The sequence below is a fragment of the Arthrobacter sp. Z4-13 genome (assembly GCF_054792705.1).
On sequence record NZ_CP096459.1, the window covers coordinates 2618819 to 2645817 of the forward strand.

Genomic DNA, 26999 nt, shown 5'->3' on the forward strand with positions numbered 1-26999 from the left:
GGTTACTCCGGCGAGATGGAGTGGATGAGCTCTACAACCCGGGTGAGGATGGCAGGGTCGGTCTCGGGAGGAACGCCGTGGCCAAGGTTAAGGACGTGGCCGGGTGCGCCTGCTCCGGCGGCGACAACAGAGCGGACGTGGGCTTCGAGGATTTCCCAGGGGGCCGACAGGAGGGCAGGGTCGATGTTGCCCTGCAGCGGAACCGAACCGCCCAGCCTGCGGTTGGCCTCATCAAGAGGCAGGCGGTAGTCAACGCCCACCACGTCCACGCCCACGTCCCGCATGGCCACCAGAAGCTCGGACGTGCCGGTACCGAAGTGGATGAGAGGCGCGCCCAGGTGCCGCACGTGGTCGAGGGCACGCGTGGAGGCCGGAGCCACGAATTTTGTGTAGTCAGCCAGGCCCAGCGAGCCTGCCCACGAGTCGAACAGTTGCCCCGCGGAGGCGCCGGCCTCCAGTTGGGCCTGCAGGAACATGCCGGACGCGTCGGCGGCCCAGTTGGCAAGGGCGCGCCAGGTCTCCGGGTCTGCGTGCATCATGGTGCGGGGCCCGAGGTGGTCACGGGACGGCTTGCCCTCCACCATGTAGGCCGCCAGGGTAAAGGGAGCGCCGGCGAAGCCAATCAGCGGGGTGCTCCCGAGTTCGGCAACCGTGAGGCGGACCGCTTCACGGATGGGTTCAAGCGCCTCCCAGGTCAGCTGCGGCAGGGCGGCAACGTCGGCGGCGGTCCGCACGGGCTTGTCCAGGACCGGACCTACCCCGGGCACAATGTCCACACCCACGCCCGCCAGCTTCAACGGGATAACGATGTCTGAAAAGAAGATCCCTGCGTCCACGTCGTGGCGGCGGACGGGCTGAAGCGTGATCTCGGAAGCAAGCTCCGGCCGCAGGCAGGAGTCCAGCATCGCGATACCTTCCCGGACCTTGAGGTACTCAGGCAGGGAGCGCCCGGCCTGCCGCATAAACCAGACAGGGCGGCGGGACGGCTTTCCGCCCCGGTAGGCCGTGATCAGCGGCGAGTCCGCGGTGCGGCCATCCACCAGTGGATGGTCTGCAGCGAGGGCGCCGGCAGCGGACGTGGCAGGGCTGGAAGTCATGCCTTCGATTGTGCCCAAAAACAGCAGCAAAAGATAACGACAGGCTGTCACGCGAAGGGGCACCGCCCCTGCCGTGGCAGGAATCACAGCCTCGGCGCCCCGCTTCCGCGCCGGGCAGTTGTTCTACCGAGGAACGAAAAAGCTATGATTGACCTGCTGTGGTTCTTTTCTCATTGGTGGCTACACACGCCGACATCGATCTTGAGACCGTTGCTCAGTTGAGCAACGGTGCTTCCGGGATCGCCACATCCGCTCTCTCCGGATCGCCGGCAGTGACGGGTGCGGTGGTCCTTGCCACCTGCAACCGGTACGAGATTTACGGCGAAGCCTCCCACCCGGACGACGTCGAAGCCGCCCGCGCTGCCCTCGTCGCCCAGATCAGTGACGTGAGCGGGCTGAGCGAACCGCTCGTCTCCCGCTCCTTCAGCACCCGCACCGGCCCCGAAGTAAGCCAGCACCTCTTCGCCGTCAGCGCGGGGCTGGACTCCGCAGTGGTCGGAGAGCGCGAAATCGCGGGCCAGGTGCGCCGGGCACTCATTACCGCACAGCACGAAGGAACCGCCAGCTCCGGACTCGTCCGGCTGTTCCAGGCCGCGTCCAAGACGGCCAAGGACGTCGGCGCCCAGACTGCCCTCGGGTCAAGGGGGCTCTCCATCGTGTCCGTAGCCCTGGATTTGGCAACCGATCTTTCCGAGAACCCGGACTGGTCCACCAAAAAGGTGGTGGTCTTCGGTACCGGAGCCTACGCCGGCGCCACCATGGCGCTGCTGCGTGAGCGCGGCTGCACCGATATCTCCGTCTTTTCCTCTTCCGGCCGTGCTGAAGGCTTCGTGGCCACCCGCGGCGGCACCGCCCTCGACGCCGAATCGCTCCGTCCCGCCGTCGCCGCCGCCGACGTCATGATCGGCTGCAGCGGTTCCGACACCCGGGTGGAAGCCGACGAACTCGCCCTGGTGCGCGCGAATTCGCCGCAGCCGCTGATCGCCATCGACCTCGCCCTGACCCATGACTTTGACCCCGGCGTGGGCGAGCTGGACGGCGTTGAGCTGCTGACCCTGGAGTCCGTGCGCCTCGCGGCACCGCAGGAACAGGCTGAATCACTGACGCAGGCAAGCGGCATTGTCAGCGGCGCCGCCAAAGCCTTTGAGCAGGAACGGGAGGCCCGTTCCGTGGATTCCGCGATCGTTGCACTGCGGCGGCACACCATGAATGTCCTGGACGCGGAGATGGAAAAGGTCCGTGCCCGGCACGGCTGCACCGCCGCAGCCGAGGAAGTGGAGTTCGCACTCCGGCGCATGGTCAAGCAGCTGCTTCACGTCCCCACGGTGCGCGCCCGCGAACTGGCAGCGAATGGCCAGCAGGACGAGTACGTGGCTGCCCTGGAGGCCCTCTACGGCATCACCGTCGAGCAGCCTGCAGCCCGCGCCGTCCCGCAGGCTGAATGCCCGGTGGACCACAGCGGCCTCGAGAGCGCCTGAGCCGCAACGCCCCATCAGCTCCTGCGGCATTCCCGGCAACGCCCCATCAGCTCCTGCGGCATTCCCGGCAACGCCCCATCAGCTCCTGCGGCATTCCCGGCAACGCCCCATCAGCTCCTACGGCATTCCCGGCAACGCCCCATCAGCTCCTGCGGCATTCCCGGCAACGCCCCATCACTTTCCACGAAGAAGTGATGGCTCGTTGGTCCAAAGGGTGCGAAACGTGATGGCGCGTTCGAGTGGGGTTCCGGGTCAGTAGACGGGCTTGTCGGGTTCCACCTCGCGCACCCAGGCGAGGATCCCGCCGTCGAGATGGCTGACCCGCTGATAACCAGCCTTTTGGGCCGCCGCCAGGACGTTCGCCGAGCGCGTCCCCGCCTTGCAGAGGAACACAATGTCCCGGTCCTGCGGGAGCTCCTGCCACGCCTCCCCCGCAAGGATCCGGCCCTGCGGAATGAGGACGGCGCCGTCGATGCGAACGATGTCGTATTCCCCGGACTCCCGCACATCCACCAGCTCAAAGTCCTTCAGGCCGGCATTCCGGGACGCGAGCATGGTGGCCAGCTGGGTTGCGGTAACGGTATGTTCCGTGTCCGCCTGTGCCGCCGGAGTAACGCCGCAGAACGCCTCGTAGTCGGTCAGCTCGGTAATGGGCTTCGCCGCCGGATCCTTGGAGACGCGGATTTCGCGCCAGCTGCCGCCGAGGGCGTCGAACAGGGCCACGCGGCCCAGCAATGAGCGTCCGACGCCGGTGATCAGCTTCACTGCCTCAGTCACCATGAGCGACCCCACGGCAGCGCAGAGCATGCCGAAGACCCCGCCCTCGCCGCACGACGGAACGGACCCTGCGGGCGGCGCTTCAGGGTAAAGGTCCCGGTAGGTCGGCCCGTGCTTTTCCCAGAAGACGCTCACCTGCCCGTCAAAACGGAAGATGGAGCCCCAGACGTAGGGTTTGCCCAGGATGGCGGCGGCGTCGTTGACCAGGTAGCGGGTGGCAAAATTGTCGGCACCGTCCAGGATCAGGTCATAGCCGGCGAACAGCTCCAGGGCGTTGGAGGCATCCAGCCGGACGTTGTGCAGCCGGACGTCCACCAGCGGGTTGAGGGCGGCAATGGCATCCCGCGCCGACTCGATCTTGGGCCGTCCCACGTCGGCCACGCCGTGGATGACCTGGCGCTGCAGGTTGCTCAGGTCAACGGCGTCGTCGTCAATGATTCCGAGCGTTCCCACCCCCGCAGCGGCAAGGTAGAGCAGCGCCGGCGAACCGAGTCCGCCGGCGCCGATCACGAGTACTTTTGCGTTCTTGAGCCGCCGCTGCCCCAGCGCGCCGATCTCCGGAATGATGAGGTGCCGCGAGTAGCGCTCCACCTCGTCAGGAGTGAGCGCACCCGCCGGTGCAACCAACGGATCCAGTGAAACAGTGGAAACATTTGCGGTGAATGTCGAAGCCATACTTCAATGTATGCCCCGGGATACCGCCGGGTCATATTACCCCGAAGTAGAGTGGGGGTAACGCAAGGGAAAGAAGGACAACTTGGTCCATGAAGCACGGGCTGACCGCCCGTCCGCAGCCGAACCGCAAATTGCTTCGCGCCCCGCCGGGCAACGGTCCGCCCGGCTTCCAAGGGACGAGCGCCGGGCACAACTCCTTTCCGCAGCACAGGAAGTCTTTGTTGCCAACGGCTATCACGGCGCCGCCATGGACGAAATCGCCGAGACGGCGCACGTCAGCAAACCTGTCCTGTACCAGCACTTCCCCTCGAAGCGGGAACTGTACCTGGCCCTGCTCGAAAGCCACCTGGCATCCCTCACTGATCTGATGCTGGGGGCGCTGAACTCCACCACGGACAATGATGAACGGGTGCAGGCCGTCATGCGTGCCTATTTCCAGTTCATCGCCAACGATGACCAGGCCCACCGGCTGGTTTTCGAATCGGACCTCATCAATGATCCCGATGTCAGCTCACGGCTGGAAACCTTCAACCGGACATTTGCGGATGCCATTGCCCACGTCATCGCAGAGGACACCAAACTTCCCCACCTTGAGGCCGAACTGCTGGGGCGCGGCCTTGCCGGCATGGCCCAGGTCAGCGCCCGCTACTGGCTCGAAACGGACGGCAACCTGGACCTCGATGTGGCCAGCGACCTCATCTACCGTTTAGCTTGGCGCGGAATCTCTCGCTTCCCCAAAGAGTCCTAGACTACAAATAAGACATAACCCGAGAACGTGTACTGGCTGGGAGGCCCCCTGTGGAAATTAAGATCGGTGTGCAGAACGTTGGCCGCGAAATTGTGCTGGAGTCAAACGATGATGCAGACTCAGTGGCCAAGGTCGTCCAGGAAGCCATCAGCAACGGCGGCGACCTGCGCCTGAAGGATGACAAGGGACGCCTGATCATTGTTCCCGGCAAGGCCCTGGCCTACGTGGAAATCGGTGCCGAAGAAGTCCGCCGTGTAGGTTTCGGCCAGTTCTAGCCCCCGGGCCCCGCTGAGGGGCTGGCATTTTTCAAGGAGAGCCATGCTTTCGCTGACCATCGTGGTGCTGGTGACAGCCGCCGCAGGTTTTATTGTCTGGGCCAACGACAAGCGGCACACAAAATACGGGCTGGTCCTTCCCGCCGCCGTTAGCGTGGGTGTGGGAGCTGTCAGCTGGATCGTCCTTATGGCCGCGGGTTTTGGCTACCGGCCGGGAATGACGTGGCTGCCGTGGGTCCTTCCCATGGTTCTGGGGGCAGCAGCGGCGGTTGCCGTGGTCCTCTATCTGGGGCGCACAAGGGCCAGGCATGACCTGGAACGGCTGACAGAGGCCCTGAAGCTCTAAATTGATCAGCGAGCCATAGAAGCACCCCTGTGACCACTGCCCCGGGCAGTGGTCACAGGCCGTTAAGGGCCGGCAGGATGCTTCGCAGGCTCAGCAACCGCCTGGAGCGCGGCCGCAGCTTCACGTACTGCCTCCGCCGCACCCACGTCGCGGGCTGTGACCTCTCCCCCGGCGTCGTGGGAGGTGTAGCGGAGGAACACCCGGTTATACCGCCAGTCCAGGTCAGGGTGGTGGTTTTGTTCCTCGGCGAGTCGACCGACGGCGGCAATCAGCTCAAGTGCGGCAGCCGCCGTCGGCAGCTTGTACACGGTCACCAGCGCACCCTCGCGGTACCGCCAGTCCGGCAGGACGGCCAAGGCGTCCTCGAGCCGCTCGGGGGAAAGAACGTCCTTGCCGGCCATAGCTGCTCCTCGACTGAAGTTTGGCGCCAGCGGCTCAGGGAACGGGCTACAGGAACTCGGCCCGGCCCTCCATGGCCGAGGACGCCAGTGCATGTTCACGGCGCGGTATCCTGCCGGCCGTCTTGGCCAGCCTACCGGCGATCACCGCGTGTTTGAAGGCCTCCCCCATCAGGGCAGGGTTCTGCGCCCGGGTCACGGCCGTGGCCAGCAGCACGGCATCGCAGCCCAGCTCCATAGCCAGGGCGGCATCCGAGGCAGTGCCGATGCCGGCGTCCAAAACCACCGGCACCGAGGCCCTGGACACAATCAGCTCAATGTTGTGCGGATTCAGGATGCCCAGTCCCGTGCCGATCGGCGCCCCGAGCGGCATGACTGCGGTGGCTCCGAGGTTCTCGAGCCGCAGCGCAAGGACGGGGTCGTCATTGGTGTACGCAAAAACCTTGAAGCCCCTGTTGACGAGTTGTTCCGTGGCGTCCACCAGTTCGACGGCGTCCGGCAGCAGGGTTTGTTCGTCGGCGATGACTTCCAGCTTTACCCAGTCGGTTTCCAGTGCCTCACGGGCCAGTTCGGCGGTCAGCACGGCGTCCCGCGCAGTGAAGCAGCCCGCCGTGTTGGGCAACACACGGATGCCGTGATCCACAAGCAGCTGGAAGAGCGAGCCCGTCTCCGCGGTGGAATACCGCCGCATGGCCACCGTGGTCAATCCGGTACCGGAGGCCAGGAGGGCGGCGCCCAGGCCGTCAAGGCTCGGCGCACCGCCGGTGCCCATGATGAGCCGGGAGGTCAGTGCGACGCCGTCAATCACCAGCGGATCGTCGTGGCCGGCCATGCTGGGGGTAGTGATGGTTTCGGTCATCGTGTCAGCCTCCCTGCACTGCCGTGAGGAGCTCAATGTCGTCGCCGTCGGCGAGCGCGGTGGCGAACCACTGGCTGCGCGGCACTACCTGGGAATTGTGGGCCACGGCCACGCCCAGTTTCCCGCCGTCGGCGGCCTGGCCGTCGGCTCCGAGGGGGCGCCCGGTGACCTGGCTGACGAGCACGGTGATGGAGGTACCCTCGGGCACAAGGTGCCGGCTTCCGTTCAAGGTGATGTTCATGCTGTTTCCTTTGCTGGCGGTGTGTGGCTAAGGCGGGCGGTGGGCGGGTGGCTGGTGCCGGAAAAGCGGCCTGGATTGAAGGCCGCCCATCGGGGGTCCTGGCGCCCGTCCAGGAGTTCCCGGCAGACGGCGGCGGCGGCCGGCGCCAGCAGGACCCCGTGTCTGAAGAACCCGGTGGCGATGATGAGGCCGGCAATGTATTCGGAGTCCCGGGCCTCCCCGCCCGCCACGGGCACCCGCCCCAGCAGAGGTGCGTTGTCCGGGGTTCCGGGGCGGGCCCGGGCTGTGGATTCCAGCAGTTCAAGTTCGGCGACGGCGGGGACCAGCACCTGCGCGTCGCGGAGGAGCTGGTACACGCCCCCGGCGGACACGGCATCGGCGGCCGACGGCGAATCCTCACGCTGGGTTGCCCCAATCACCACTGTGCCGTCCCGGCGGGGCACGATATAGACCGGGAAGCCGTGCACCAGCCCGCGGACGGTGGACATCACCAGAGGCTGCAAGTGATGGGGAACTGCGAGGCGCAGGATGTCCCCGTAGACGGGCCGCAGCGGCAGGTGCAAATCTTCGGGCAGTGCTTCCAGCGCTGCCGCGTGCAGCCCGTTAGCCACTACCGTTTCGGCGGCCAGCACGGTTCCCCCGCCAGCCAGGCGTACGCCGGCAACAGCTCCGTCCTGCCACAACAGCCCAGCAGCGTTGGCACGGACCGCATAAGTGTGACTGCCGTCGTCGTCCGCCAAGGCCGCCTGCAGGCAGGCCACCAGCAGCCGCGGATCCACCTGATGGTCTGCAGGGGTATCGAGCGCGCAGGCAATCCCGGGACTCAGCAGGGGCTCGCGCTGCCGCGCGGTCCGGACGGTCAGCGGTTCAACGGAAAGGCCGTTTGCCTGCTGGACTGCGCGCAGGTCCATCAGTGCCCGTCGGTCGGCGGCGTCGGCACCGACGGCAAGGGTCGGCGTCGTGATGTATCCCGGATCTGCCCCTGATGCTGCCGCCAGTCCGGCGACGTAACCCGGCCAGCGGGCCGAGGCGTCCAGCATGAGTTCCAGGAGATCCTCCTCCTGGTAGTGCAGCTCGCTGACGGGAGCAAGCATCCCGGCGGCAGCCCAACTGGCCCCCGAACCCGGTGCGTCGTCGATGACCACCACCGTGCGGCCGGAGCGCTTCGCCTCCCAGGCGATGCTGTGGCCGATAACTCCGCCGCCGATGACTGCCACGTCCGCATGGATGATGTTGTCCGCGTGCCTGGGCAGGCTGCTCGAAGGGCTGTCGGATGGTGCGCCCATGTATCTCCTTCCCTACGCCGGCATTAACCGGATCAGGTCAAGCGGTCGGCTCTGACGCCCTCTCAGCCCGGCGCTTTGTGACAGCTGCCGCGGGCTCCCGCAGTACGAGGCAAGTGTAGAGGAACTAGGCTTTTCTCCATGAATGTGTCCCACACCCCCGCCGGCTCCGATGTCCTCGGCAGCGCCAAGGTCAGCAACGGCCTCCACGCCGCCCGCCTCTACCTCTGCACCGACGCACGGAAGGACCGCGGCGACTTCGGGCAGTTCGTTGATGCCGCCTTCGCCGGCGGGGTGGACATTATCCAGCTGAGGGACATGACCATCGAGGCAGCCGAGGAACTGGAACTCCTGGCTGTGCTCAAGGAAGCGGCGGAACGGCACGGCCGGCTGTGGGCAGTCAACGACCGTGCGGACATCGCTGTACTGTCCGGCGCACCGGTCTTCCACATCGGCCAAAAAGACCTGCCCCTGGCTGCTGCCCGAACCCTGCTCAACGGCAACGCCGCCATTGGCCTTTCCAGCCACAGCCCGGCGCAGGTGGACGCCGCACTGGCGGCAGCCTCGGCCCCCGCAGGGCTGGACTACTTCTGCGTAGGCCCGGTGTGGGCCACCCCCACCAAGCCCGGGCGGGCAGCAGTTGGCATCGAGTTGGTGGAGTACGCCGCCGAAGCTGCACGCCTGGGCGGGCGCGAAGGACAGTTCGACGGCGGCGTACCCTGGTTCGCGATCGGCGGCATTGACCACGGCAACGTGGAGCAGGTGGTGCATGCGGGCGCGCGCAGGATTGTGGTGGTGCGCGCCATCACGGAAGCCAGTGATCCAACAGCCGCCGCCGCTGCACTGCTCGCCGCCCTGGACGCCGCCGGTTCCTGACCCTCCTTACGCGGCCTTACGCGGCGCCTTACCCTGTGCCGCTCACGGCCCGGGTGCCTGCATTATCAACGGAATTCGAGTTAGGCTGATTTTCGTGTCACACCATCGGCTGGCTCCCAACGTCCACGAGCACAAGAACGCGCTCGAGGCGGCGCTCGGTGCGCTGCGGGCCGAGCTGGAGCTGCCCGGCGCCTACCCTGAGGAGGCGGTGGCTGACGCAAAAGCGGCCGTGGAATCCCTGCAGCTGCCCGCCTACGACCTGACCGCCGTCGAGTTCGTCACCATCGATCCCGCGTCCTCCACCGACCTGGACCAGGCACTGTTCCTAGAGCCGGACGCCGACGGTTACCACGTGCTCTACGCCATCGCGGACGTGCCTGCGTTCGTTACCCCCGGCGGACCTCTGGACGCGGAAACACGCCGCCGCGGGCAAACGTTCTACGCCCCCGACGGGCGGATCCCGCTGCATCCGGAAATTATCAGCGAACAGGCCGGCAGTCTCCTTCCTGGCCAGGACTGCTCTGCATTCGTCTGGGATTTCCGCCTCGACAACGCCGCCGAGGTCAGGTCCGCCGCCGTCAGGCGGGCACGTATCCGCAGCCGGGCCAAGCTCAGCTACAAGGGCGCGCAGGCGCAGCTCGACGACGGCACAGCCCCGCCGGTGCTGCGGCTCCTTAGAGAGGTGGGGCTCAAGCGTGTGGAGCTGGAGCGGGCCCGCGGCGGCGCCAGCTTGAACATGCCCGATCAGGAGATCGTCCAACTGCCCGACGGCGGCTACCGGATTGACGCCGCTCCCCAGCTTCCCGTTGAGGACTGGAATGCGCAGATCTCGTTGATGACCGGAATGGCGGCCGCCCGGCTCATGCTCGCGGGGAAGGTCGGTATCCTGCGCACCATGCCGTCCCCGGATGAGCGTTCTTTGAACCATTTCCGGCTGCAGACCGAAGCCTTGGGAAAGCCCTGGGACGGTGAAGTCAGTTACGGGGAATACCTGCGGAGCCTGGACCCAACAGATCCCCGGCAGTTGGCCATCATGCACTCCGCCGGCATGCTGTTCCGCGGAGCCGCCTACACCGCCTTTGACGGATCCGTGCCGGAAGACGGAGTCCAGTCCGCCATCGGCGCCGCCTACGCGCATACAACTGCCCCGTTGCGCCGCCTGGTGGACCGCTTTGTCCTGGTCATCTGCGAGGCCTTGAGCAACGGCGGCAAAGTACCGGGCTGGGCACGCGAAGCCCTGCCAACGTTGCCGGAGATCATGGCCGGCTCGGACCAGCTGGCGTCGCGGATGGAGCGCATGGCCCTGGATACGGTGGAGGCCGCCCTGCTGGTCAACCACATTGGGCAGGAATTCGACGCGATTGTGATCTCCGGGTCCAAACCGCAAAAAGAGAACGGCAAAAACGGGAACGGCAACGGGAAGAACGGCAACGGCAACGGCGGTTGGGGCATTATCCAGATCGCGGACCCCGCCGTGACCGCCCGCTGCGCCGGTGAACTGGAGCCCGGAACCAAGGTCAGGGTCCGCCTGGTCTCCTCTGATATCGCAACGCGGGAAGTCCATTTCGAGCTCGTGGAGTAGTGGGGCAACAGGCCGTGCAATTCGCCCATTGGGCTGCCAAGGCCGGGATTTGCCCTGTCTGCGGCTAGACTGAAGAAGTAGAAATGGATGCCCGGTCGTTGATTTCCTTGATTTGAAACCAACAAGCCCGCCCCTACGCGATCTTGAGATACACCCGTTGGTCCCCAGTGCCAGCATTTAGATAGCCCGCGATCGGCTTCCACTGGAATTGCGTGCGCGCCCGAGCGTGCTCCGGAACAGCCTTGCGGCCGGCCCGTTGAGCAGGCAGCGCCATTGCCCAAATGAATAAGGAAACTCCACAGTGAGTGAATTGCATACCCACCAGCTTCTGACCGACGACTCCGGCACCGAAGTTCTCGAGCCCGAAGAAACCATTATCTCGGACGAGAAGCCCCACGAGATCGAGGAGAAGTCCTTCGCGGACTACAACGTCCGGGCTGACATCGTGGAATCCCTGGCCGATGCCGGGATCACCCACCCCTTCCCCATCCAGGCCATGACCCTGCCGGTGGCCCTGTCCGGCCATGACATCATTGGCCAGGCCAAGACCGGTACCGGCAAGACCCTGGGCTTCGGCATCCCCGCCCTCCAGCGGGTGGTAGGCCAGGACGACCCCGGCTACGAGAAGCTGGCCGTCCCCGGCGCGCCGCAGGCCCTGGTGATCGTGCCCACCCGCGAACTCGCCGTGCAGGTGGCCAATGACCTGCAGACTGCCTCCAGGAAACGCAACGCCCGCATCGCCACCATTTATGGCGGCCGTGCCTACGAGCCGCAGGTGGAGGCCCTGACCAAGGGCGTGGAGATTGTGGTGGGAACGCCCGGCCGCCTCATCGACCTCTACAAGCAGAAGCACCTGAGCCTGAAGAACGTCAAGATCGTCATCCTGGACGAAGCGGACGAGATGCTCGACCTCGGCTTCCTGCCCGACGTCGAGACCATCATCGCCGGCACTCCGGCTGTCCGCCAGACCCTGCTCTTCTCCGCCACCATGCCTGGCCCGGTCATCGCCATGGCCCGCCGGTACATGACGCAGCCAACGCATATCCGCGCCGCAGACCCCGATGACGAGGGCCTCACCAAGCGTGACATCCGGCAGCTGATCTACCGTGCCCACAGCATGGACAAGACCGAAGTTGTGGCCCGCATCCTCCAGGCCCGCGGCCGCGGCCGGACCATTATCTTCACCAAGACCAAGCGCACCGCCGCGAAGGTAGCCGAGGAACTCGTGGACCGCGGCTTTGCCGCGGCCGCCATCCACGGTGACCTGGGCCAGGGCGCCCGCGAACAGGCACTGCGCGCATTCCGCAACAACAAGGTGGACGTCCTGGTCGCCACCGACGTCGCCGCCCGCGGCATCGACGTGGATGACGTCACGCACGTCATCAACTACCAGTGCGTGGAAGACGAAAAAATCTACCTGCACCGCGTGGGCCGCACCGGCCGCGCCGGGAACAAGGGCACCGCCGTCACGTTCGTGGACTGGGACGACATGCCCCGCTGGGGCCTGATCAACAAGGCCCTGGGCCTGAGCGTGCCGGAGCCCATCGAGACCTACTCCTCGTCACCGCACCTCTACGAGGACCTGGACATCCCCGAAGGCACCAAGGGCCGCCTGCCGCGTGACAAGCGCACCCTTGCCGGAGTTAACGCCGAGGTCCTTGAGGACCTGGGTGAAACCGGCAAGAAGAACAGCCGCGGCGGCCGTGACAGCGGGCCCTCCCGCGAGCGCGACGGCCGGGACCGAACCAGCCGCGGCCGCGACAGCAGGGGCGGAAACCGCGACGGCGGCCGCGACGGCAGTGACTCCGCGGGCCGCACCGGGGAGCGCCGTCGTCGTACGTCCGATTCAGCTGCAGCCCCTGCTGCCGCCGGTGACGCACCCGCTGCAACCTCGACCGCAACCGAGGGCGAGCAGCCCTCGCGTGCCCGCCGCTCCCGAACTCGTACCCGCCGCCGCAACGGCGAGGTCGTAGTTGGCAGCGACACCGCTGCACAGCCTGGCAACACCGAGGCCTAACGCGCTTCATGACTGACACTGTCTGGGCGCCGGACGGCAGCAGCCTGGTGGTACACGCGGACAACGCGGAGTTCCTCCCCTCGCTGCCGGACGGCGCCTTCACACTGATATACGTGGATCCGCCGTTCAACACCGGCCGGCCCCAGCAGCGCCAGCAGACCACCATGGTGGCCAACGCTGACGGCACCGGCGACCGCGTAGGTTTCAAGGGGCGCTCCTACGACACCATCAAGGGCGCCCTGCACCGGTACGATGATGCGTTCAGCGATTACTGGTCCTTCCTGGAGCCACGGCTCGTGGAGGCCTGGCGCCTGCTGGCGGAGGACGGCACGCTGTACCTGCACCTCGACTACCGCGAGGTGCACTACGCAAAGGTGATGCTGGACGCCATCTTCGGCCGGGAATGCTTCCTGAACGAGGTCATCTGGGCCTACGACTACGGCGCCCGCGCGAAAAACCGCTGGCCCACCAAGCACGACAACATCCTTGTGTACGTGAAAAACCCGGCAAAGTACCACTTCGACAGCGCCGAAGTGGACCGGGAGCCCTACATGGCGCCCGGCCTGGTCACCCCCGCCAAGCGCGAGCTGGGAAAGCTGCCCACTGACGTGTGGTGGCACACCATCGTCTCCCCCACCGGCAAGGAAAAAACCGGCTACCCCACCCAGAAGCCGGAGGGCCTGGTCCGCCGGGTGGTGGCAGCTTCAAGCCGGCCTGGCGACTGGTGCCTGGATTTCTTTGCGGGTTCCGGCACGCTGGGAGCCGTCGCTGCGAAGCTGGGCCGGAAGTTCGTGTGCGTGGACCAGAACCAGCCGGCCATTGACGTCATGGCCAGGCGCCTCAGCGACCATGCCGACTTCACCTCTTTCCCGCCCCACCAGGTAGCGCCAAGTGTCGTTGTGACGTCCCGGAACGACACTTAGAGCTACCTGCTTGTAAATAGCGGGTTCAGGGGCGGACGATGGCGGTTCCGGTCGCCATGTCCTCGATCCGGGCCAGGACCTCAGGTGCCGTAAGGTTTTCGCCGAGCAGGTTGGGTTTGCCGGTTCCGTGGTAATCGGATGACCCGGTGATCAGCAGGTCATGCTTGGCGGCGAGCCGGCGCAGGAACCCGCGGCCTTCCTCCGGATTGTCCCGGTGGTCAATTTCCAGGCCGGCCAGCCCGGCGTCGATCATGTCCTGGTAAACCCGCTCCCCCACAATGCGGCCGCGTGCGGAGGCCACCGGGTGGGCAAACACGGGGACGCCGCCGGCAGCGACCACCAGTTCGACGGCGGTGGCCGGGTCCGGCGCGTAGTGCTGGATGAAGTAGCGGGACCGGGAGGTGAGGATGGATGCGAATGCCTCGGACCGGTCCTCCACCACGCCCGCAGCCACGAGCGCGTCGGCGATATGCGGACGGCCAAGGGTGGCGCCCGGCGTTACATGATGGATGACGTCGTCCCAAGTGAGCGGATAGTCCTCCGCGAGCAGTGTGACCATCCGCTCGGCGCGGGTCTGCCGGGCATCCTTGGCCTTGGTGATCTCCTCCAGCAGGCCGGCATGTCCGGGGTCATGCAGGTAGCTCAACAGGTGGACACTGATGCCCTGCTCCGTCCGGCACGAAACCTCCATGCCGGGCACCAGCGCAACGCCGTGCTCCACCGCCGCAGCGGAGGCTTCGACCCAGCCAGTGGTGGAATCGTGGTCGGTCAGCGCCACCACGTCCAGCCCGGCGCGGGCTGCCGAGGCCATCACGTCGGCGGGCTTTTCCGTGCCGTCGGAGACATTTGAGTGGGCATGCAGGTCGATCCTCACCTTCCAAGCCTAGTAGACCGCGGCTCCCCAGTTCGTGCGGGTATTCGCACAAGCCTTCGTGCTGGTGAGACGATGGTGCCGTGAACGATGCCGATAACAGCCAAAATTCTGCTTCCCAGCCCCTGGAGGAGCGCGTCAACAACCGCTCCCAGCGGCCCAGTTCCGACGCCTTCAAGGCCTTTATGGCCGGCAATTGGGCGCCGTCCAGCCAGGAGCTTCCGGCCCGCGACGCCGTTGCCAGCCACGCCGCAACCCGGCGCAAGGCCATCTCCGACCAGTTCAAGGGCGAACGCCTGGTCATCCCGGCGGGACCGCTGAAGGTGCGCTCCAACGACTGTGATTACCGCTTCCGCCCGCACTCGGGCTTCGCGCACCTCACGGGGCTTGGCCTTGACCACGAGCCTGACGCTGTTCTGATCCTGGAGCCCGTGGAAGAAGGAAAGGGCGACGACGGCGGCAACCACCGCGCGGCGCTGTACTTCCGGCCGCTGGCCGGGCGGGATACCGAGCAGTTCTACGCCGACTCAAGGTCCGGCGAGTTCTGGATCGGCGCCCGTCCCACGCTGGCCGAGTTCGAGGCCCGCCTGGGCCTTCCCACGGCACACATCGACCAGCTCGAAACGGCCATCACCAAGAATGTGGGCGCCCCTGAAATTGGCGGCATCTCCATCCGACTGGTGCGCAAGGTGGACGAAAACATCGATGCCCTCGTGGACACCGCGCGGTACAACACGGCGAAGGACCCCGACAACCTGGACCTCGCCGTCCTCGATGCCCTCGACGAAAAACTCAGCGAAGCCCTCTCTGAGCTGCGCCTGCTCAAGGATGAGTGGGAGATCGAGCAGATGAAGCTCGCAGTCGCCGCCACCGTGGAAGGGTTCGAGGAAGTAGTGAAGGCCCTGCCCCGGGCACTGACACATGTCCGCGGCGAACGCGTCGTGGAGGGTGCCTTCTTCGCCCGCGCCAGGGAGGTGGGCAACGAGCTGGGCTATGACACCATCGCGGCCTCGGGCAACAACGCCACCGTCCTGCACTGGACCCGCAACACCGGAAAGATCAACGCCGGCGAGCTCCTGCTGCTGGACGCCGGTGTGGAAGCTGACTCGCTGTACACCGCCGACATCACGCGGACCCTGCCGGCAACCGGGGTGTTCTCCGACGTCCAGCGCAAAGTATACGAAGCGGTGCTGGACGCCGCAGATGCCGGTTTCGCCGCAGCGCAGCCCGGCACACGGTTCCGCGACATCCACACCGCCGCCACTACCGTCCTCGCCGAGCGCCTGGCGGAATGGGGACTCCTGCCGGTCAGCGTCGAAGAAGCGGTCAGCCCGGAGGGCCAGCAGCACCGTCGCTGGATGCCGCACGGAACCAGCCACCACCTGGGCCTCGATGTCCACGACTGCGCGCAGGCCAAGCGCGAGCTGTACCTGGACGGCATCCTCACCGAAGGCATGGTGTTCACCATCGAACCAGGTCTGTACTTCAAGGAAGAGGACCTCGCCATCCCCGCCGAATACCGGGGCATCGGCGTGCGGATCGAAGATGACATCCTGATGACCGCCGAGGGTCCGGTGAACCTGAGTGCCGCCCTGCCGCGCAAGGCGGACGACGTGGAAAACTGGATGGCCGGCATCTACCGCGAAGCCGAGGGCGCAAAGTAATTACACACAAAAGCGGGGGTCAGCGGAAAAAATTTCCGGTGACCCCCTCTTTTGCTTTGGGCTTCGTTTGCCGCGATTACTGACGGAAGTCGTCCGGTCGCTGATCGTCCACGGGCCGCTGGTCTGCCGGCCGCCCGCCGTCGGCCTGTCCCGCCGAGTGCCGCGCCGGCGCGTGCGGCCCCGGAGCCTGCTGGCCTTCGGCCGCGTCGCCGGCTTCGGCTTCAGGACCCTGGGGAAGCCGGACGCCGTACTGGGGCCGGCCATCCGGCAGGTCGGGGTACCGTACCGCCGGTGATGGCGCCGGCTGCTGCTGGGCGCCGGCATCGGGCTGCTGCGCGGCGGGCGTCCCGTACGCGGGGTTCTCTTGTACTGAGGAGCCCGAAGACTGGTTGCCTGAAGACTGGCCGTACGGGTCGTTCCAGCCGGACGGGCGGGCGGGGCCCTGGCCCGGCTGCTGGTAGGGCTGGTTCTGGTAGTCCCGCTGCGTGTAGGGGCCGTTGCCTGCGGCGGCGTCCGAGCGGGTCATCGGCAGCTGCTGCAGCAGCCGGCGCGCCTCGTGCGCTGCTTCCGGCGAAACGACGACGTCGTAGCTGGTGGCAACCACCTGGCTGGTGGAGGTGAAATCACGCTTCCCGCGCTGCATGGCGTAGGTGACGATGCCGAAAAGCATAAAGAACGCCGCACCCATCAGCACGGACGTCAGGATGGAGAAGTACCCCGGTGACGGCGCGAAGAAGGAGAGCATCACGCCAACGAACAGGCCGAACCACATGCCGCTCAGCGCCCCGGACAGCGCCACGCGCGGGTAGCTCAGGCGCCCCGTGACCCGCTCCACCATCTTCAGTTCGTTGCCCACGATGGACACCATGTGGACCGGAAACTGCTGGTCCGCGAGGTAGTCCACAGCCTTCTGTGCGTCCAGGTAGGAAGTGTAGGAGCCGACGGTATCGCCGGTGGGAACCGCGCGGGCTTCGTCCACGCCGTTGGGCCCGCCAGCCTTGGGAGCACCAAAAATGTTTGCCATAGTCCCATTCTTGCCCATGACTATGTGCGCCGCCTGTAAATTCAGCTAAAAGAGAGCAGACTCGGTAGCCTGTAGGAGTGAGCACAACTCCTACCCGCGTCTTTGTGGCGCGCTTGCTGGGCCTGGACGTCTTCGACCCGCTGGGCGACCGGCTGGGCCGGTTGCGCGATGTTGTTGTGCTCTCCCGCGGCACCCAGGGCCCCCCGCATGTGGTGGGCATCGTGGTGGAGGTCCCCGGAAGGAAACGGGTCTTCGTGCCCATGACCCGGATTACCTCGATCGACCAGACCCAGGTCATCTGCACCGGCCTGGTCAACCTGCGGCGCTTCGAGCAGCGCGGCGCTGAAACACTGGTAGTGGCGGAGATGTTCGACCGCCGCGTCACGCTCCGGGACGGCAGCGGCGACGCCACCATCGAAGACATTGCCATGGACCAGCACCGCTCCCGCGACTGGTTCGTCAGCAAACTTTTTGTCCGGCGTGGTCATTCCCTCTCGCCGCTGAGCCGGCTGCGCCGCAACGAAACCCTCATCATCGACTGGACTGACGCCTTGCAGGGCCCCCGCACGGAGCCGCAGGCAGCCACCCAGTTCGTTGCAAACCACGAAGACCTCAAGCCCGCCGACTTCGCCGAAGCACTCCAGGAGATGAGCGACAAGCGCCGCTTCGAGGTGGCCAGTGAGCTGCAGGACGAGCGCCTGGCCGACGTCCTCCAGGAGTTGCCGGAGGATGACCAGGTGGAGATCCTCTCCGCCTTGGACGTCCAGCGCGCCGCGGACGTACTGGAGGAGATGGACCCCGACGACGCCGCCGACCTCCTCGGCGAGCTGCCCTCCGCGCAGGCAGAAGAACTGCTGCAGCTGATGGAGCCTGAGGGTGCAGAGGACGTGCGGCGCCTGCTGGAATACGACGAGGACACCGCCGGCGGCCTGATGACCCCGGTCCCGGTCATCCTCCCGCCCGAAGCCACGGTGGCCGAGGCCCTTGCCCACGTCCGGCGGGAGGAGCTTTCGCCCGCCCTCGCCTCGTCCATCTTCATTTCCAGGCCCCCGCTGGAGACGCCCACCGGACGTTTCCTGGGCGTGGTCCACATCCAGCAGCTGCTGCGCTTCCCTCCGTTCGAGCCCCTGGGCAACCTCGTGGACAAGAACCTTGAGCCGCTGTCCGACCAGGCCCACATCAGCGAAGTGGCCAGGACTCTGGCCACCTACAACCTGAACTCCCTTCCGGTGGTAAACGAAGCCGGCCGCCTTGTGGGGGCGGTGACTGTGGATGATGTCCTGGATCATCTGTTGCCCGATGACTGGCGGGCCCATGACGGCGAGGCCCCGATAAGAAGGCTCGGTGGCCGCATTGGCTGACATGGGTGCTCCTAAAAACCCCAACCTGCGGCCCCCCGCCAAGGGAGCGGCGAAGGGCAGCCTCGACACGCCCCTGAGCGGCCGCCAGCGGATCCTCCCCAAGTTCTCCCCTGACCCGGACGCGTTCGGCCACGCCACGGAGGGCTTCGCCCGCTTTATGGGCACGCCGCAGTTCCTCGTCTACATGACGGTCTTCGTTGTCGTCTGGCTGGCCTGGAACACGTGGGCACCGCTGGCTTGGCAGTTCGATTCCCGCGACCTCGGTTTTACCCTGCTGACCCTGATGCTGTCCCTGCAGGCCTCTTATGCGGCACCGCTGCTGCTGCTGGCCCAGAACCGCCAGGACGACCGTGACCGCGTCTCGCTGCAGCAGGACCGCCAGCGCGCCGAACGCAACCTGTCAGACACCGAGTATTTGACCCGGGAACTGGCATCGCTGCGGATTGCGCTGCGCGAGGTGGCAACGCGCGATTACGTCCGCGCGGAGCTGCGGTCGCTTTTGGAAGACATGCTGGAAGCCCAGGAGGAGCTCCGGACCCACGATCCGGCCGGGCAGGGGCAACACGAGTCCCCGCGCGACAAGGTGCGGGAAAAACTCAAGGAGCAGCGCGACCGGCAGGGGAACCCCCGCACCCAACAGATTCCCCGGGTTAAGCCCGGGCACTCAACCCAGGACCGCTAAGGAGCGCACCCATCAATAACACCTCGCTGGCCGGGGCAGTCAATGCCGCCCTGGCCACGGTCATCGATCCCGAACTTCGCCGTCCCATCACTGAGCTGGGCATGGTGGAGTCCGTCGACGTTTTCGACGACGGCAAGGTCAGCCTGGTTGTCCTGCTCACCATTTCCGGCTGCCCGCTGCGGGACACCATCACCGCCGACGCAACCAAGGCGCTGCTGGCAGTACCGGGAGTGGCTGCCGTCGACATCGACCTGAAGGTGATGACGCAGGAGCAGCGTGATGCCCTCAAGGAACTGCTGCGCGGTGCCGGCGGCCAGCGCGGCATCCCCTTCAACGAGCCCAACTCCCTGACGAAGGTCTACGCGGTGGCCAGCGGCAAGGGCGGTGTGGGAAAGTCCTCCGTGACCGTCAACCTTGCCTGTGCCCTGGCCGCACAAGGGCTGCGCGTTGGAATCGTGGACGCCGACGTCTATGGCTTTTCCGTTCCCGCCCTGATGGGCATCAGCCAGGCGCCCACCCGCGTGGACGACATGATCCTTCCGCCGGTTGCGTATGACGTGAAGGTGATTTCCATCGGGATGTTCGTGAGCGGCAACCAGCCCGTGGCCTGGCGCGGGCCCATGCTGCACCGGGCCCTTGAGCAGTTCCTGACGGACGTCTACTTTGGTGACCTTGACGTGCTGTTCCTGGACCTGCCGCCCGGCACCGGCGACATTGCCATCTCCGTGGCGCAGCTGCTGCCCAAGGCCGAAATCCTGGTGGTCACCACGCCGCAGGCCGCAGCGGCCGACGTCGCCGAAAGGGCCGGCGCCATCGCCACCCAGACGGGCCAGTCCGTGGCCGGCGTCATCGAGAACATGTCCTACCTGGAAATGCCCGACGGCGGCAGGATGGAACTGTTTGGAAGCGGCGGCGGGGCCATCCTCGCCGAACGGCTGACGGCCACTGTGGGCGCGGACGTGCCGCTGCTGGGGCAGATCCCTTTGGACATCCAGCTGAGGGAGGGCGGCGACACGGGGATACCGATTGTCCTCGGCCAGGCAGGAACACCGGCGGCGGAAGCACTCTCGGGCATCGCCGGGAGGCTGGCGGCAAAGCCGCGGGGGCTGGCCGGGATGAAGCTGGGGCTGCAGCCCCGCTAGGGCCTTCCCCGTACGGACTTCCCCGGGCAGCCTGGCTAGGTGGCTTCAGTGTCGAAAGGGGCAGCCTCGCCCGCCGGAAGTGACTGAAGCACCCGCTCGGGCCGCTTCGGAGCCGCGGTGTCCGAACCCGCCACGGCAGCGGCGCCGGCGACGGCCGCAACAGCAGCAGGCGCACCGGCACTGACCGGCTTGGTGTCATCGTCCAGGAGCGCCTCTTTGATGATGCGCCGGGGATCGTACTGGCGGGGATCGTACTTCTTCCAGTCGACATCGTCGATGTCGATCCCCACTTCTTCCTTGATCTGCTCGCGCGCGCCGGAGGCCATACGGCGCACTTCCTTGACCAGGTTCGCCAGTTTCTGGGTGTATTCGGGCAGCCGCTGGGGGCCGATCACGAGGACGCCAATGATCAGCAGAAGAAAGAACTCCGGGCCGTTGATTCCAAACACTTTAGGAAGATTACCCTCTCCGGGCTGCCAGTGACGATTCCCGTCCGCGTGCGGCGGGAACTGTCCGCTTTACTGGGTAAAAAGAGCCACAATCTTGTTCACGCCACGCTGCAGGCGCGCTCCCACCGCCTCAGGCTCCGGCGCCGGGGGCTCCTCCAGCACTTCCGCCGTCACACCCTCCCCCGCCTGTTCGCTGAGGCGCCGCAGGATGGGCACGGCGTCGTCAGCCTGTTCCGCCGGGAGATCGGAGACATAGGTAAAGGTGCGGCCCGGCGCCCGATAGGTCGCGGACCAGGGCGACGACGCCAGTATCTGCAACGGCGGCCCGGCCTGCCGCGCACCCGGATCGGCTGCGGGACCAACGCCCGGGCCGTGCCATTCGATGACGGTGGCATAGTGCGCCCCGTCGGAGAGCTTCAGTTCGACGGCGGGGCGGCCCTCGAGCACCATGGCTTTCGCCGACTCAAGGTGGAATCCCATCGCCTCGAGCTCGGGGCATACCCAGCCCTCCGAGCGCAGCCCGGACAGCTGTTCGGCGCTCAGGGTCCTGCCGTCAGCCGGAGTTTGTGCCGATACCTGGGAGAGGGCGGCCGCTGTTGCAGCACCTGCCGGGACCGGGTCGCCGGCCACGGCGAAAGCACCGGCAGCGAGCACACCGGCTGCGGCAACAGTGCTCCCGGCCGCCAAGGCGAGCACCCGGACCGCGGCCCGTGGTGCCTGGTGCTGCGGGGCAGTAACCGGCGGCTGGGCGGCCAGCTCCCGCGTCCTGGCCAGGAGCCGGGCGGTCAGGTCATCGCTTGCCGGCGGAATGGGCGCGTCCCGCAGCCGTTCCAGGTACTGGCGCTCCCGGCGCACCGCCGAAGCGCATTCGGGGCAGGACTGGATATGGCTGGCGGTGCGCTGATGCGGGCGGCCAAGCGGAAACTGGGGCCTCATGCGCCGTTCAGAGGATGCCGGCGATGCGCGGCAACGACAGCTTGGGCCTGGACTGCTGCGGACGCGGATCACGGTGGGCCAGCTTTTCGCGAAGCATGGTGCGGCCACGGTGGATGCGGGAGCGCACAGTGCCGAGCTTGACACCCAGGGCCTCAGCAACCTCGTCGTAGGACAGGCCTTCGAGGTCGCAAAGAACCACGGCTGCCCTGAAGTCCGGCGGGAGTTCCTCCAGCGCAGCCTGGACATCAAGGTCCAGGTTGTTCAGCTCGAAGCTCTGCTCCGGCCCAGGTTCACGCCCGGGGATCCGCGATTCTGCATCCTCGGCAAGGGCGTCGAAGCGGATGCGGGTTTTCCGCCGCGCCTGGTCCAGGAAAAGATTGGTGGTGATGCGGTGCAGCCAGCCGTCCAGGGTCCCGGGCTTGAAATTCTCCAGCGACCGGAAGACGCGGACGAACACCTCCTGGGTGAGGTCCTCGGCGTCGTACTTGTTTCCGGTCAGGCGGTAGGCCAGCCGGTATACCTTGGCGGAGTGGTTGGTCACCACTTCTTCCCAAGTGGGGCGCACCCACTCGGCCTCGGGATTATTTGCTGCAGGGACAGGTGCCACAACTGGTGATGACATCGTCCACTCCCCTCGTGGAATGCTAACGCCCGGACACGGTTGACATAACTGATTCGGCGCCGGCCACCCTAAGGATGACTGGAGAATAATCATTTCAAACTTGGCTGGGAATTTCCTGACTGCAGGAAAACTTCAGCCGTAGGCGCAACAGCCTGCCTTCCCGGCTGTTGCCCCACGACACAGTAGGCTGTAGAGGACACTCCCCCTGACGCCCAGAAAGCGAAAATCCATGAGCGCCGACAAGTCCACCAGCTGGTCCTATGCAGAAGATCTGCCCGCTGAGGATGAGGTCATGCTGCGGGCGCGGGAGCGGTCTTTCGAACTGGGAGTCTCGCCCATCGGGCCGGGCGTTGGCGCAGTTCTCACCGTGCTGGCAGCGTCATCCAAGGCCCAGACCGCCGTCGAGATCGGAACGGGCGCCGGCGTTTCGGGCGTCTGCCTGCTCCGCGGCCTCGGTCCGCATGCTGTCCTCACCACCATCGATGTGGACGTCGAACATCTTAAAGCCGCACGGGAAGCCTTCTCGGAGGCCGGCAGCCCGGCCAACCGGACGCGGACCATCTCCGGCCGCGCCGGCGACGTCCTGCCGCGCCTCACGGACAGAGCGTACGACCTCGTGTTCATCGATGCGGACAAGCCGGGACTTCCCGGTTATGTGGATCAGGCCATCCGGCTCCTGAAGCCCGCCGGGCTGCTGATCATCAACGATGCACTGGACAAGGACAAGGTGGCGAACCCGGCCGGCCGCGAGGCCACTACGGTAGTCCTGCGCCAGGTGGGGAAGAGCATCCGCGACGACGACAGGCTGGCTTCGGCCATGCTTCCCACCGGCGACGGCCTGCTGGTAGCAGTCAAAAAATAAGACAGGATCCGCAGCCCGAAGGACTGCGGATCCTGTCCTGCACGATTATTCGGTGACGCCGACCAGGCATTCCTTGAGGTTGGCCGCTTCGGCAGCATTCAGTTCGACCACCAAGCGCCCGCCGCCTTCGAGCGGGACGCGCATGATCAGGCTGCGGCCCTCCTTGGTGACTTCCATTGGGCCGTCGCCGGTGCGTGGTTTCATAGCCGCCATGAGGAATTCCCCTCCATTTAGTCCCAGGACTGATCAGCCCGGGTGGGCTGTGTCCGCATGTAGATCAAGCTGCCATAGCGGAGTGGATGGACACCGCCGGGGCTGCACGTATTCCGAATGCTTATTGTCCTTGCTTACCTACCATTATCGCGGAATTACCCGTCCGTAGCTAATCGATGGACATTTGCGGACGGGTGCAATTTCCACTCTGACCTGCACGGAAGCCGAATTATCTACGGCGGATAATCCCCGCCGCCGGGAAGCTGCGCCCATGCCCACAGCCACACGATCCACACGATCTGCAACAGCACGAACATCACCACGACAGTTCCCCGGTAAGCCCGGGACCGTGACAGGAGCGCGGCGCCCAGCGCCAGCGGGAAAAGCGGCAGCAGCATACGGAAAGTACTTGTCTGCGGGTGGAGGAACATCACCAGGTAGCCCATGTAGCAGGCGCACCACAGGCGGAGTTCAACGCCGAGCCTGACCACCGGCGGCAGGTACAGCATCGCGCCGAAGAGCGCCACAAAAATGAAAGGCGCCATTACTCCGAGCACCGGGCCAAAGAGGTCGACGCCGGTGTCGAACCACGGCTTGAACGGTACCAGGTCATGGCCCCGCCACACCGTCTCCGTCTTCGTGTAGGCCTGGATATCCCCCGTGGCCGCCCATGCTGCGGCCGGCCACGCCAGGGCCGAGACGCCTGCCACTGCCGTGAGGGTGGTCAGTGCCGCCAGGTCCCGGACCGAATGCGGGGCTGCTCCCCGGCCGCGGAAGCGCTGCACCAGCCAACGGATCACTAGGAGCCCCAGCATGGCCGCGAACGGAACACCCACCGGACGCGAGAGGCACAGCACCACCACCACCGGGATGGCCCAGAGGTACTGCCGCCGGACAACCAACAGCAACGAGGCCGCGAGCAGCAGCAGTGACAAAGGTTCCGCATACGGCACCTGGAGCACCGCGGACACGGGGAACGTAGCGAAGAACGCCACCGCCCACAGTGCCGGCCCGTGTGGTGCCTTATGCCGGAAGAGCACGTAGACCACCAGCGCGGCAGCCAGGCCGGACAACATGCTGATAATGGTTAGCGAGGCAGCAGGGGCCAAACCCGTCAGCCTGCTAAGCCCACCTGCCAGGGACGGGTACAGGGGATAGAAGGCCCACGTATTTTCCTGGACATTGCCCGCGCCATCCACGGGAAGGGTAGTGGGATAACCTTCAGCAATCACCCTGCCGTACCAGCGTGCGTCCCAGATGTTGATGAAGTTCCAGTAGTCCGGCTTGGCCGGGAACCAGGGATTGGGCCCCTGGTGGAGGGCAGCGGCCATAAAAATTCCGGCGCTGATGAACCGTGCCATAACGTAGATGGCCAAGACCTGCAGCCACCAAGGCCAGCCCCTGATCGTTTCGCGGAAGCGGACAGCGAGCGCCTGGACAGACACTGAAATGCCTGTTCCCCGTCGGGTGGCGGTGCTCAAGCCTGGTCCTCCCCTGCCCCGGACCCTGCGCCCGCATGCCCGCTGGCTTCAACTACCGGTGGTTCCGCCTGCGCTCCTGTCCCGGCGGGCGCCCCCGCTTCTTCCAGCGCCTGCAGCCGGGCCTTCAGCGTTTCGACTTCGAACCTGCTGGATGCAAGCTGGTCCTTCAGGTCATCGAGCACCTGGTCCACCTGGTCCATCCGGTAGCCGCGCAGGCCAAGCGAAAACCGGACGCGGTCCACGTCCTGGGGCGCAGCATTGGCGGGCAAAAGGACCGGCGGGAGGTTGGCCGGGGGCGGCTCAAGACCGGCGTCCAGGAGGGCAGGCAGCGCGCGGCCGCCGGGCTTGCCGGAACGGCCCCCTGCGCTGGCCCAGAGGACGGCGCCGATCAGGGCCACGGCGAGGAAGACCAGGAAAAAAGTCACTAACCTATCGTGCCAGACCCGGCCGCCATCGCTACTCCGGGCGCTGTTCGCCGTTCATCGAGGGGGTGATGGCCACGTGGAGTACCCGGTCCACGGCTTCCGCGGGGTCATCAACCACCTGGATCAGGTCCAGGTCCTTTTCCGAGACCATGCCTTCAGCCACCAGCGTTCCCCTGATCCAATCGATCATCGGGCCCCAGAAATCAACGCCCAGCAGCACGATCGGGAAGGATGTCACCTTCCGGGTCTGCACCAGGACCATGGCCTCGAAGAGTTCGTCCAGTGTCCCAAGGCCGCCCGGCAGGACGATAAATCCCTGCGCATACTTAACGAACATCGTCTTGCGGGCGAAGAAGTACCGGAAGTTGATGCCCAGGTCCACCCACTGGTTCAGGCCCTGCTCAAACGGGAGCTCGATGCCGAGCCCCACTGAAACCCCGTTGCCCTCGACAGCGCCGCGGTTCGCCGCTTCCATGGAGCCCGGACCGCCTCCGGTGATGACTGCGACACCGGCTTCCCCAAGTTTCCGCCCCACTTCGACGCCCATCTCGTAGTACGGGCTTCCAGGTTTGGTCCGGGCTGAACCGAAGACGCTGACGGCCGGGCCGAGGTCGGCGAGCGCCCCAAAGCCCTCTACGAATTCGCTTTGGATCCTCAGCACCCGCCACGGATCCGTGTGCACAAATTGACCAAGGCCTTTCGTATCCAGCAGATGCTGGTCGGACATTTCCACCGACGCCTGTTTACGGCGGAGTTCAAGGGGTCCTTTACGGCGCGGCTGGGTGTTTTTTGCCGGATCTGCACTGATGCTCATTCCCCAAGGCTAACCTGCCGGCGGGAGGTATCTCTTGAATCACGATCCGCAGGAACTTGGGGTGATTCGCATCATAAGCTGCCGTTCTTCGCTAGATTCTTTCTATGACTACTCATGTGCCCGGCGATGCCCTCGTCTCCCTGAACGCCGTAAATAAGCATTACGGCCAGCTGCACGTTTTGAAGGACATCAATCTGCAGGTCCGCAAGGGCGAGGTTGTTGTGGTCATCGGGCCGTCAGGCTCCGGTAAGTCCACCCTGTGCCGCGCCATCAACCGCCTTGAAACCATTGAAGGCGGCACTATCAGCATCGATGGAAAGGTCCTTCCCGAGGAAGGCAAGGAACTCGCGCAGCTACGGGCCGACGTCGGAATGGTCTTCCAGTCGTTCAATCTCTTCGCCCACAAGACCATCCTGGAAAATGTCACCCTTGGACCCATCAAGGTCAAGGGCATTGCGAAGGCAACCGCGGACAAGGACGCCATGGCGCTCCTTGAACGCGTGGGCGTTGGCCATCAGGCTCCGAAACTCCCCGCCCAGCTGTCCGGCGGGCAGCAGCAGCGCGTTGCCATCGCCCGGGCCCTGGCCATGAAGCCCAAGGTCATGCTCTTCGACGAGCCCACCTCGGCCCTGGACCCCGAAATGATCAACGAGGTCCTGGATGTGATGATCCAGCTGGCCAAGGAGGGCATGACCATGATCGTGGTCACCCACGAGATGGGATTCGCCCGCAAAGCCGCAGACCGCGTGGTTTTTATGGCGGACGGCCAGATCGTCGAGGACGCCACCCCGGAGGAGTTCTTCACCAATCCCAAGAGCGACCGCGCCAAGGATTTCCTCTCCAAGCTCCTCACCCACTGAACCACCTACGAACAAACA

At 65.8% G+C, this 26999-nt stretch carries 29 protein-coding genes and 1 riboswitch; of the genes, 14 read left to right on the top strand and 15 right to left on the bottom strand.

The annotated features are described in order from the left end of the window. Positions 1-2: 2 nt before the first annotated feature. Complete coding sequence (hemE, locus tag M1E07_RS13785) at positions 3-1097, bottom strand: uroporphyrinogen decarboxylase (protein WP_461187231.1); 1095 nt, start codon at positions 1095-1097, stop codon at positions 3-5. A 158-nt stretch (positions 1098-1255) separates the two neighbouring features. On the opposite strand from hemE, the gene M1E07_RS13790 reads away from it, so the two are divergent. After that, a complete protein-coding gene (locus M1E07_RS13790; RefSeq protein WP_461187232.1) occupies positions 1256-2575 on the top strand; it encodes a glutamyl-tRNA reductase in 1320 nt (439 codons plus the stop codon). Between the two features lie 252 nt (positions 2576-2827). Here the strand turns inward: M1E07_RS13790 and moeB are convergent, their stop codons facing one another. Continuing rightward, the gene (gene moeB, locus M1E07_RS13795; RefSeq protein ID WP_461187233.1) at positions 2828-4027 is read right to left on the bottom strand and encodes a molybdopterin-synthase adenylyltransferase MoeB; all 1200 of its coding nucleotides are present in this window, start codon (positions 4025-4027) and stop codon (positions 2828-2830) included. An 82-nt stretch (positions 4028-4109) separates the two neighbouring features. Here moeB and M1E07_RS13800 point away from each other — a divergent pair, with 82 nt between their 5' ends. Genes M1E07_RS13800 through M1E07_RS13810 form a run of 3 tightly spaced genes read left to right on the top strand, consistent with a single transcriptional unit; the run spans position 4110 to position 5396 of the window. Further along, entirely contained in the window at positions 4110-4775 is a 666-nt protein-coding gene (locus M1E07_RS13800) for a TetR/AcrR family transcriptional regulator (RefSeq protein ID WP_461187234.1), read from the top strand. 50 nt (positions 4776-4825) lie between these two features. After that, complete coding sequence (locus M1E07_RS13805; RefSeq protein ID WP_306634556.1) at positions 4826-5050, top strand: DUF3107 domain-containing protein; 225 nt, start codon at positions 4826-4828, stop codon at positions 5048-5050. A gap of 43 nt (positions 5051-5093) precedes the next feature. Further along, positions 5094-5396 (top strand): hypothetical protein, encoded by a 303-nt coding sequence (locus M1E07_RS13810; protein ID WP_461187235.1) that lies wholly within the window; start codon positions 5094-5096, stop codon positions 5394-5396. Positions 5397-5458: 62 nt separating this feature from the next. On the opposite strand, the gene M1E07_RS13815 is transcribed toward M1E07_RS13810, so the two are convergent. From M1E07_RS13815 to thiO, 4 genes are all read right to left on the bottom strand, one after another. Next, a complete protein-coding gene (locus M1E07_RS13815) occupies positions 5459-5797 on the bottom strand; it encodes a 4a-hydroxytetrahydrobiopterin dehydratase (protein WP_461187236.1) in 339 nt (112 codons plus the stop codon). Positions 5798-5843: 46 nt separating this feature from the next. Beyond that, a complete protein-coding gene (locus M1E07_RS13820; protein WP_461187237.1) occupies positions 5844-6653 on the bottom strand; it encodes a thiazole synthase in 810 nt (269 codons plus the stop codon). 4 nt (positions 6654-6657) lie between these two features. Next, on the bottom strand, positions 6658-6894 hold the full coding sequence (gene thiS / locus M1E07_RS13825; protein WP_461187238.1) for a sulfur carrier protein ThiS: 237 nt from the start codon (positions 6892-6894) through the stop codon (positions 6658-6660). Further along, positions 6891-8180, bottom strand: coding sequence for a glycine oxidase ThiO (gene thiO, locus M1E07_RS13830; RefSeq protein WP_461187239.1), 1290 nt, complete (start codon positions 8178-8180; stop codon positions 6891-6893). The genes thiS and thiO overlap by 4 nt, the downstream gene beginning before the upstream one ends. Beyond that, positions 8173-8291: riboswitch (TPP riboswitch) on the bottom strand. Its footprint overlaps the gene before it by 8 nt. Positions 8292-8318: 27 nt before the next feature. On the opposite strand from thiO, the gene thiE reads away from it, so the two are divergent. The 4 genes from thiE to M1E07_RS13850 all read left to right on the top strand — a co-directional run bounded on the left by thiE (position 8319) and on the right by M1E07_RS13850 (position 13575). Beyond that, positions 8319-9053 (top strand): thiamine phosphate synthase, encoded by a 735-nt coding sequence (gene thiE / locus M1E07_RS13835; protein WP_461187240.1) that lies wholly within the window; start codon positions 8319-8321, stop codon positions 9051-9053. 94 nt (positions 9054-9147) lie between these two features. After that, on the top strand, positions 9148-10635 hold the full coding sequence (locus M1E07_RS13840; protein ID WP_461187241.1) for an RNB domain-containing ribonuclease: 1488 nt from the start codon (positions 9148-9150) through the stop codon (positions 10633-10635). A gap of 301 nt (positions 10636-10936) precedes the next feature. Further along, a complete protein-coding gene (locus tag M1E07_RS13845) occupies positions 10937-12652 on the top strand; it encodes a DEAD/DEAH box helicase (protein WP_461187242.1) in 1716 nt (571 codons plus the stop codon). Positions 12653-12660: 8 nt separating this feature from the next. After that, positions 12661-13575, top strand: a complete 915-nt coding sequence (locus tag M1E07_RS13850) for a DNA-methyltransferase (protein ID WP_461187243.1) — start codon at positions 12661-12663, stop codon at positions 13573-13575. Between the two features lie 25 nt (positions 13576-13600). On the opposite strand, the gene M1E07_RS13855 is transcribed toward M1E07_RS13850, so the two are convergent. Further along, on the bottom strand, positions 13601-14449 hold the full coding sequence (locus M1E07_RS13855; RefSeq protein ID WP_461187244.1) for a PHP domain-containing protein: 849 nt from the start codon (positions 14447-14449) through the stop codon (positions 13601-13603). A gap of 80 nt (positions 14450-14529) precedes the next feature. Between M1E07_RS13855 and M1E07_RS13860 the strand changes: the two genes are divergently transcribed. Beyond that, a complete protein-coding gene (locus M1E07_RS13860; RefSeq protein WP_461187245.1) occupies positions 14530-16110 on the top strand; it encodes an aminopeptidase P family protein in 1581 nt (526 codons plus the stop codon). A gap of 76 nt (positions 16111-16186) precedes the next feature. Here the strand turns inward: M1E07_RS13860 and M1E07_RS13865 are convergent, their stop codons facing one another. Continuing rightward, positions 16187-17134, bottom strand: coding sequence for a YflT domain-containing protein (locus M1E07_RS13865; RefSeq protein ID WP_461187246.1), 948 nt, complete (start codon positions 17132-17134; stop codon positions 16187-16189). A gap of 77 nt (positions 17135-17211) precedes the next feature. Between M1E07_RS13865 and M1E07_RS13870 the strand changes: the two genes are divergently transcribed. Genes M1E07_RS13870 through M1E07_RS13880 form a run of 3 tightly spaced genes read left to right on the top strand, consistent with a single transcriptional unit; the run spans position 17212 to position 20319 of the window. Then, complete coding sequence (locus M1E07_RS13870; RefSeq protein ID WP_461187247.1) at positions 17212-18495, top strand: magnesium transporter MgtE N-terminal domain-containing protein; 1284 nt, start codon at positions 17212-17214, stop codon at positions 18493-18495. Continuing rightward, positions 18479-19177, top strand: a complete 699-nt coding sequence (locus M1E07_RS13875) for a DUF1003 domain-containing protein (RefSeq protein ID WP_461187248.1) — start codon at positions 18479-18481, stop codon at positions 19175-19177. Before M1E07_RS13870 ends, M1E07_RS13875 begins: the two co-directional genes overlap by 17 nt. Before the next feature lie 11 nt (positions 19178-19188). Further along, the gene (locus M1E07_RS13880) at positions 19189-20319 is read left to right on the top strand and encodes an Mrp/NBP35 family ATP-binding protein (protein ID WP_461190404.1); all 1131 of its coding nucleotides are present in this window, start codon (positions 19189-19191) and stop codon (positions 20317-20319) included. A 35-nt stretch (positions 20320-20354) separates the two neighbouring features. On the opposite strand, the gene M1E07_RS13885 is transcribed toward M1E07_RS13880, so the two are convergent. The 3 genes from M1E07_RS13885 to sigE all read right to left on the bottom strand — a co-directional run bounded on the left by M1E07_RS13885 (position 20355) and on the right by sigE (position 22326). Then, positions 20355-20768, bottom strand: a complete 414-nt coding sequence (locus M1E07_RS13885; RefSeq protein ID WP_461187249.1) for a Sec-independent protein translocase family protein — start codon at positions 20766-20768, stop codon at positions 20355-20357. Between the two features lie 69 nt (positions 20769-20837). Beyond that, a complete protein-coding gene (locus M1E07_RS13890; protein ID WP_461187250.1) occupies positions 20838-21704 on the bottom strand; it encodes an anti-sigma factor in 867 nt (288 codons plus the stop codon). A 7-nt stretch (positions 21705-21711) separates the two neighbouring features. Further along, positions 21712-22326: an RNA polymerase sigma factor SigE gene (gene sigE, locus M1E07_RS13895; RefSeq protein WP_461187251.1), complete on the bottom strand. Its 615-nt coding sequence runs from the start codon at positions 22324-22326 to the stop codon at positions 21712-21714. A 229-nt stretch (positions 22327-22555) separates the two neighbouring features. Here sigE and M1E07_RS13900 point away from each other — a divergent pair, with 229 nt between their 5' ends. Continuing rightward, positions 22556-23188 carry an O-methyltransferase gene (locus M1E07_RS13900; protein ID WP_461187252.1) on the top strand — a complete coding sequence of 211 codons (633 nt, stop codon included), beginning with the start codon at positions 22556-22558 and terminating at the stop codon, positions 23186-23188. Between the two features lie 45 nt (positions 23189-23233). On the opposite strand, the gene M1E07_RS13905 is transcribed toward M1E07_RS13900, so the two are convergent. The 4 genes from M1E07_RS13905 to M1E07_RS13920 form a co-directional block, all read right to left on the bottom strand. Continuing rightward, positions 23234-23401, bottom strand: a complete 168-nt coding sequence (locus M1E07_RS13905) for a DUF3117 domain-containing protein (protein WP_009357720.1) — start codon at positions 23399-23401, stop codon at positions 23234-23236. Between the two features lie 233 nt (positions 23402-23634). Further along, a complete protein-coding gene (locus M1E07_RS13910) occupies positions 23635-24882 on the bottom strand; it encodes a hypothetical protein (protein WP_461187253.1) in 1248 nt (415 codons plus the stop codon). Next, the gene (locus M1E07_RS13915; protein ID WP_461187254.1) at positions 24879-25307 is read right to left on the bottom strand and encodes a DivIVA domain-containing protein; all 429 of its coding nucleotides are present in this window, start codon (positions 25305-25307) and stop codon (positions 24879-24881) included. The genes M1E07_RS13910 and M1E07_RS13915 overlap by 4 nt, the downstream gene beginning before the upstream one ends. A gap of 31 nt (positions 25308-25338) precedes the next feature. After that, positions 25339-26121, bottom strand: coding sequence for an LOG family protein (locus tag M1E07_RS13920; RefSeq protein WP_461187255.1), 783 nt, complete (start codon positions 26119-26121; stop codon positions 25339-25341). A gap of 104 nt (positions 26122-26225) precedes the next feature. On the opposite strand from M1E07_RS13920, the gene M1E07_RS13925 reads away from it, so the two are divergent. Continuing rightward, positions 26226-26981: an amino acid ABC transporter ATP-binding protein gene (locus M1E07_RS13925; RefSeq protein WP_461187256.1), complete on the top strand. Its 756-nt coding sequence runs from the start codon at positions 26226-26228 to the stop codon at positions 26979-26981. Positions 26982-26999: the final 18 nt, after the last annotated feature.

What these genes read in the sequence shown, in the direction of transcription:
- hemE (WP_461187231.1), bottom strand. Translation starts at nt 1,097, where the DNA reads ATGACTTCCAGCCCTGCCACGTCCGCTGCCGGCGCCCTCGCTGCAGAC.
- moeB (WP_461187233.1), bottom strand. Translation starts at nt 4,027, where the DNA reads ATGGCTTCGACATTCACCGCAAATGTTTCCACTGTTTCACTGGATCCG.
- M1E07_RS13810 (WP_461187235.1), top strand. Translation starts at nt 5,094, where the DNA reads ATGCTTTCGCTGACCATCGTGGTGCTGGTGACAGCCGCCGCAGGTTTT.
- M1E07_RS13815 (WP_461187236.1), bottom strand. Translation starts at nt 5,797, where the DNA reads ATGGCCGGCAAGGACGTTCTTTCCCCCGAGCGGCTCGAGGACGCCTTG.
- M1E07_RS13820 (WP_461187237.1), bottom strand. Translation starts at nt 6,653, where the DNA reads ATGACCGAAACCATCACTACCCCCAGCATGGCCGGCCACGACGATCCG.
- thiS (WP_461187238.1), bottom strand. Translation starts at nt 6,894, where the DNA reads ATGAACATCACCTTGAACGGAAGCCGGCACCTTGTGCCCGAGGGTACC.
- thiO (WP_461187239.1), bottom strand. Translation starts at nt 8,180, where the DNA reads ATGGGCGCACCATCCGACAGCCCTTCGAGCAGCCTGCCCAGGCACGCG.
- thiE (WP_461187240.1), top strand. Translation starts at nt 8,319, where the DNA reads ATGAATGTGTCCCACACCCCCGCCGGCTCCGATGTCCTCGGCAGCGCC.
- M1E07_RS13850 (WP_461187243.1), top strand. Translation starts at nt 12,661, where the DNA reads ATGACTGACACTGTCTGGGCGCCGGACGGCAGCAGCCTGGTGGTACAC.
- M1E07_RS13865 (WP_461187246.1), bottom strand. Translation starts at nt 17,134, where the DNA reads ATGGCAAACATTTTTGGTGCTCCCAAGGCTGGCGGGCCCAACGGCGTG.
- M1E07_RS13890 (WP_461187250.1), bottom strand. Translation starts at nt 21,704, where the DNA reads ATGAGGCCCCAGTTTCCGCTTGGCCGCCCGCATCAGCGCACCGCCAGC.
- sigE (WP_461187251.1), bottom strand. Translation starts at nt 22,326, where the DNA reads ATGTCATCACCAGTTGTGGCACCTGTCCCTGCAGCAAATAATCCCGAG.
- M1E07_RS13900 (WP_461187252.1), top strand. Translation starts at nt 22,556, where the DNA reads ATGAGCGCCGACAAGTCCACCAGCTGGTCCTATGCAGAAGATCTGCCC.
- M1E07_RS13905 (WP_009357720.1), bottom strand. Translation starts at nt 23,401, where the DNA reads ATGGCGGCTATGAAACCACGCACCGGCGACGGCCCAATGGAAGTCACC.
- M1E07_RS13920 (WP_461187255.1), bottom strand. Translation starts at nt 26,121, where the DNA reads ATGAGCATCAGTGCAGATCCGGCAAAAAACACCCAGCCGCGCCGTAAA.
- M1E07_RS13925 (WP_461187256.1), top strand. Translation starts at nt 26,226, where the DNA reads ATGACTACTCATGTGCCCGGCGATGCCCTCGTCTCCCTGAACGCCGTA.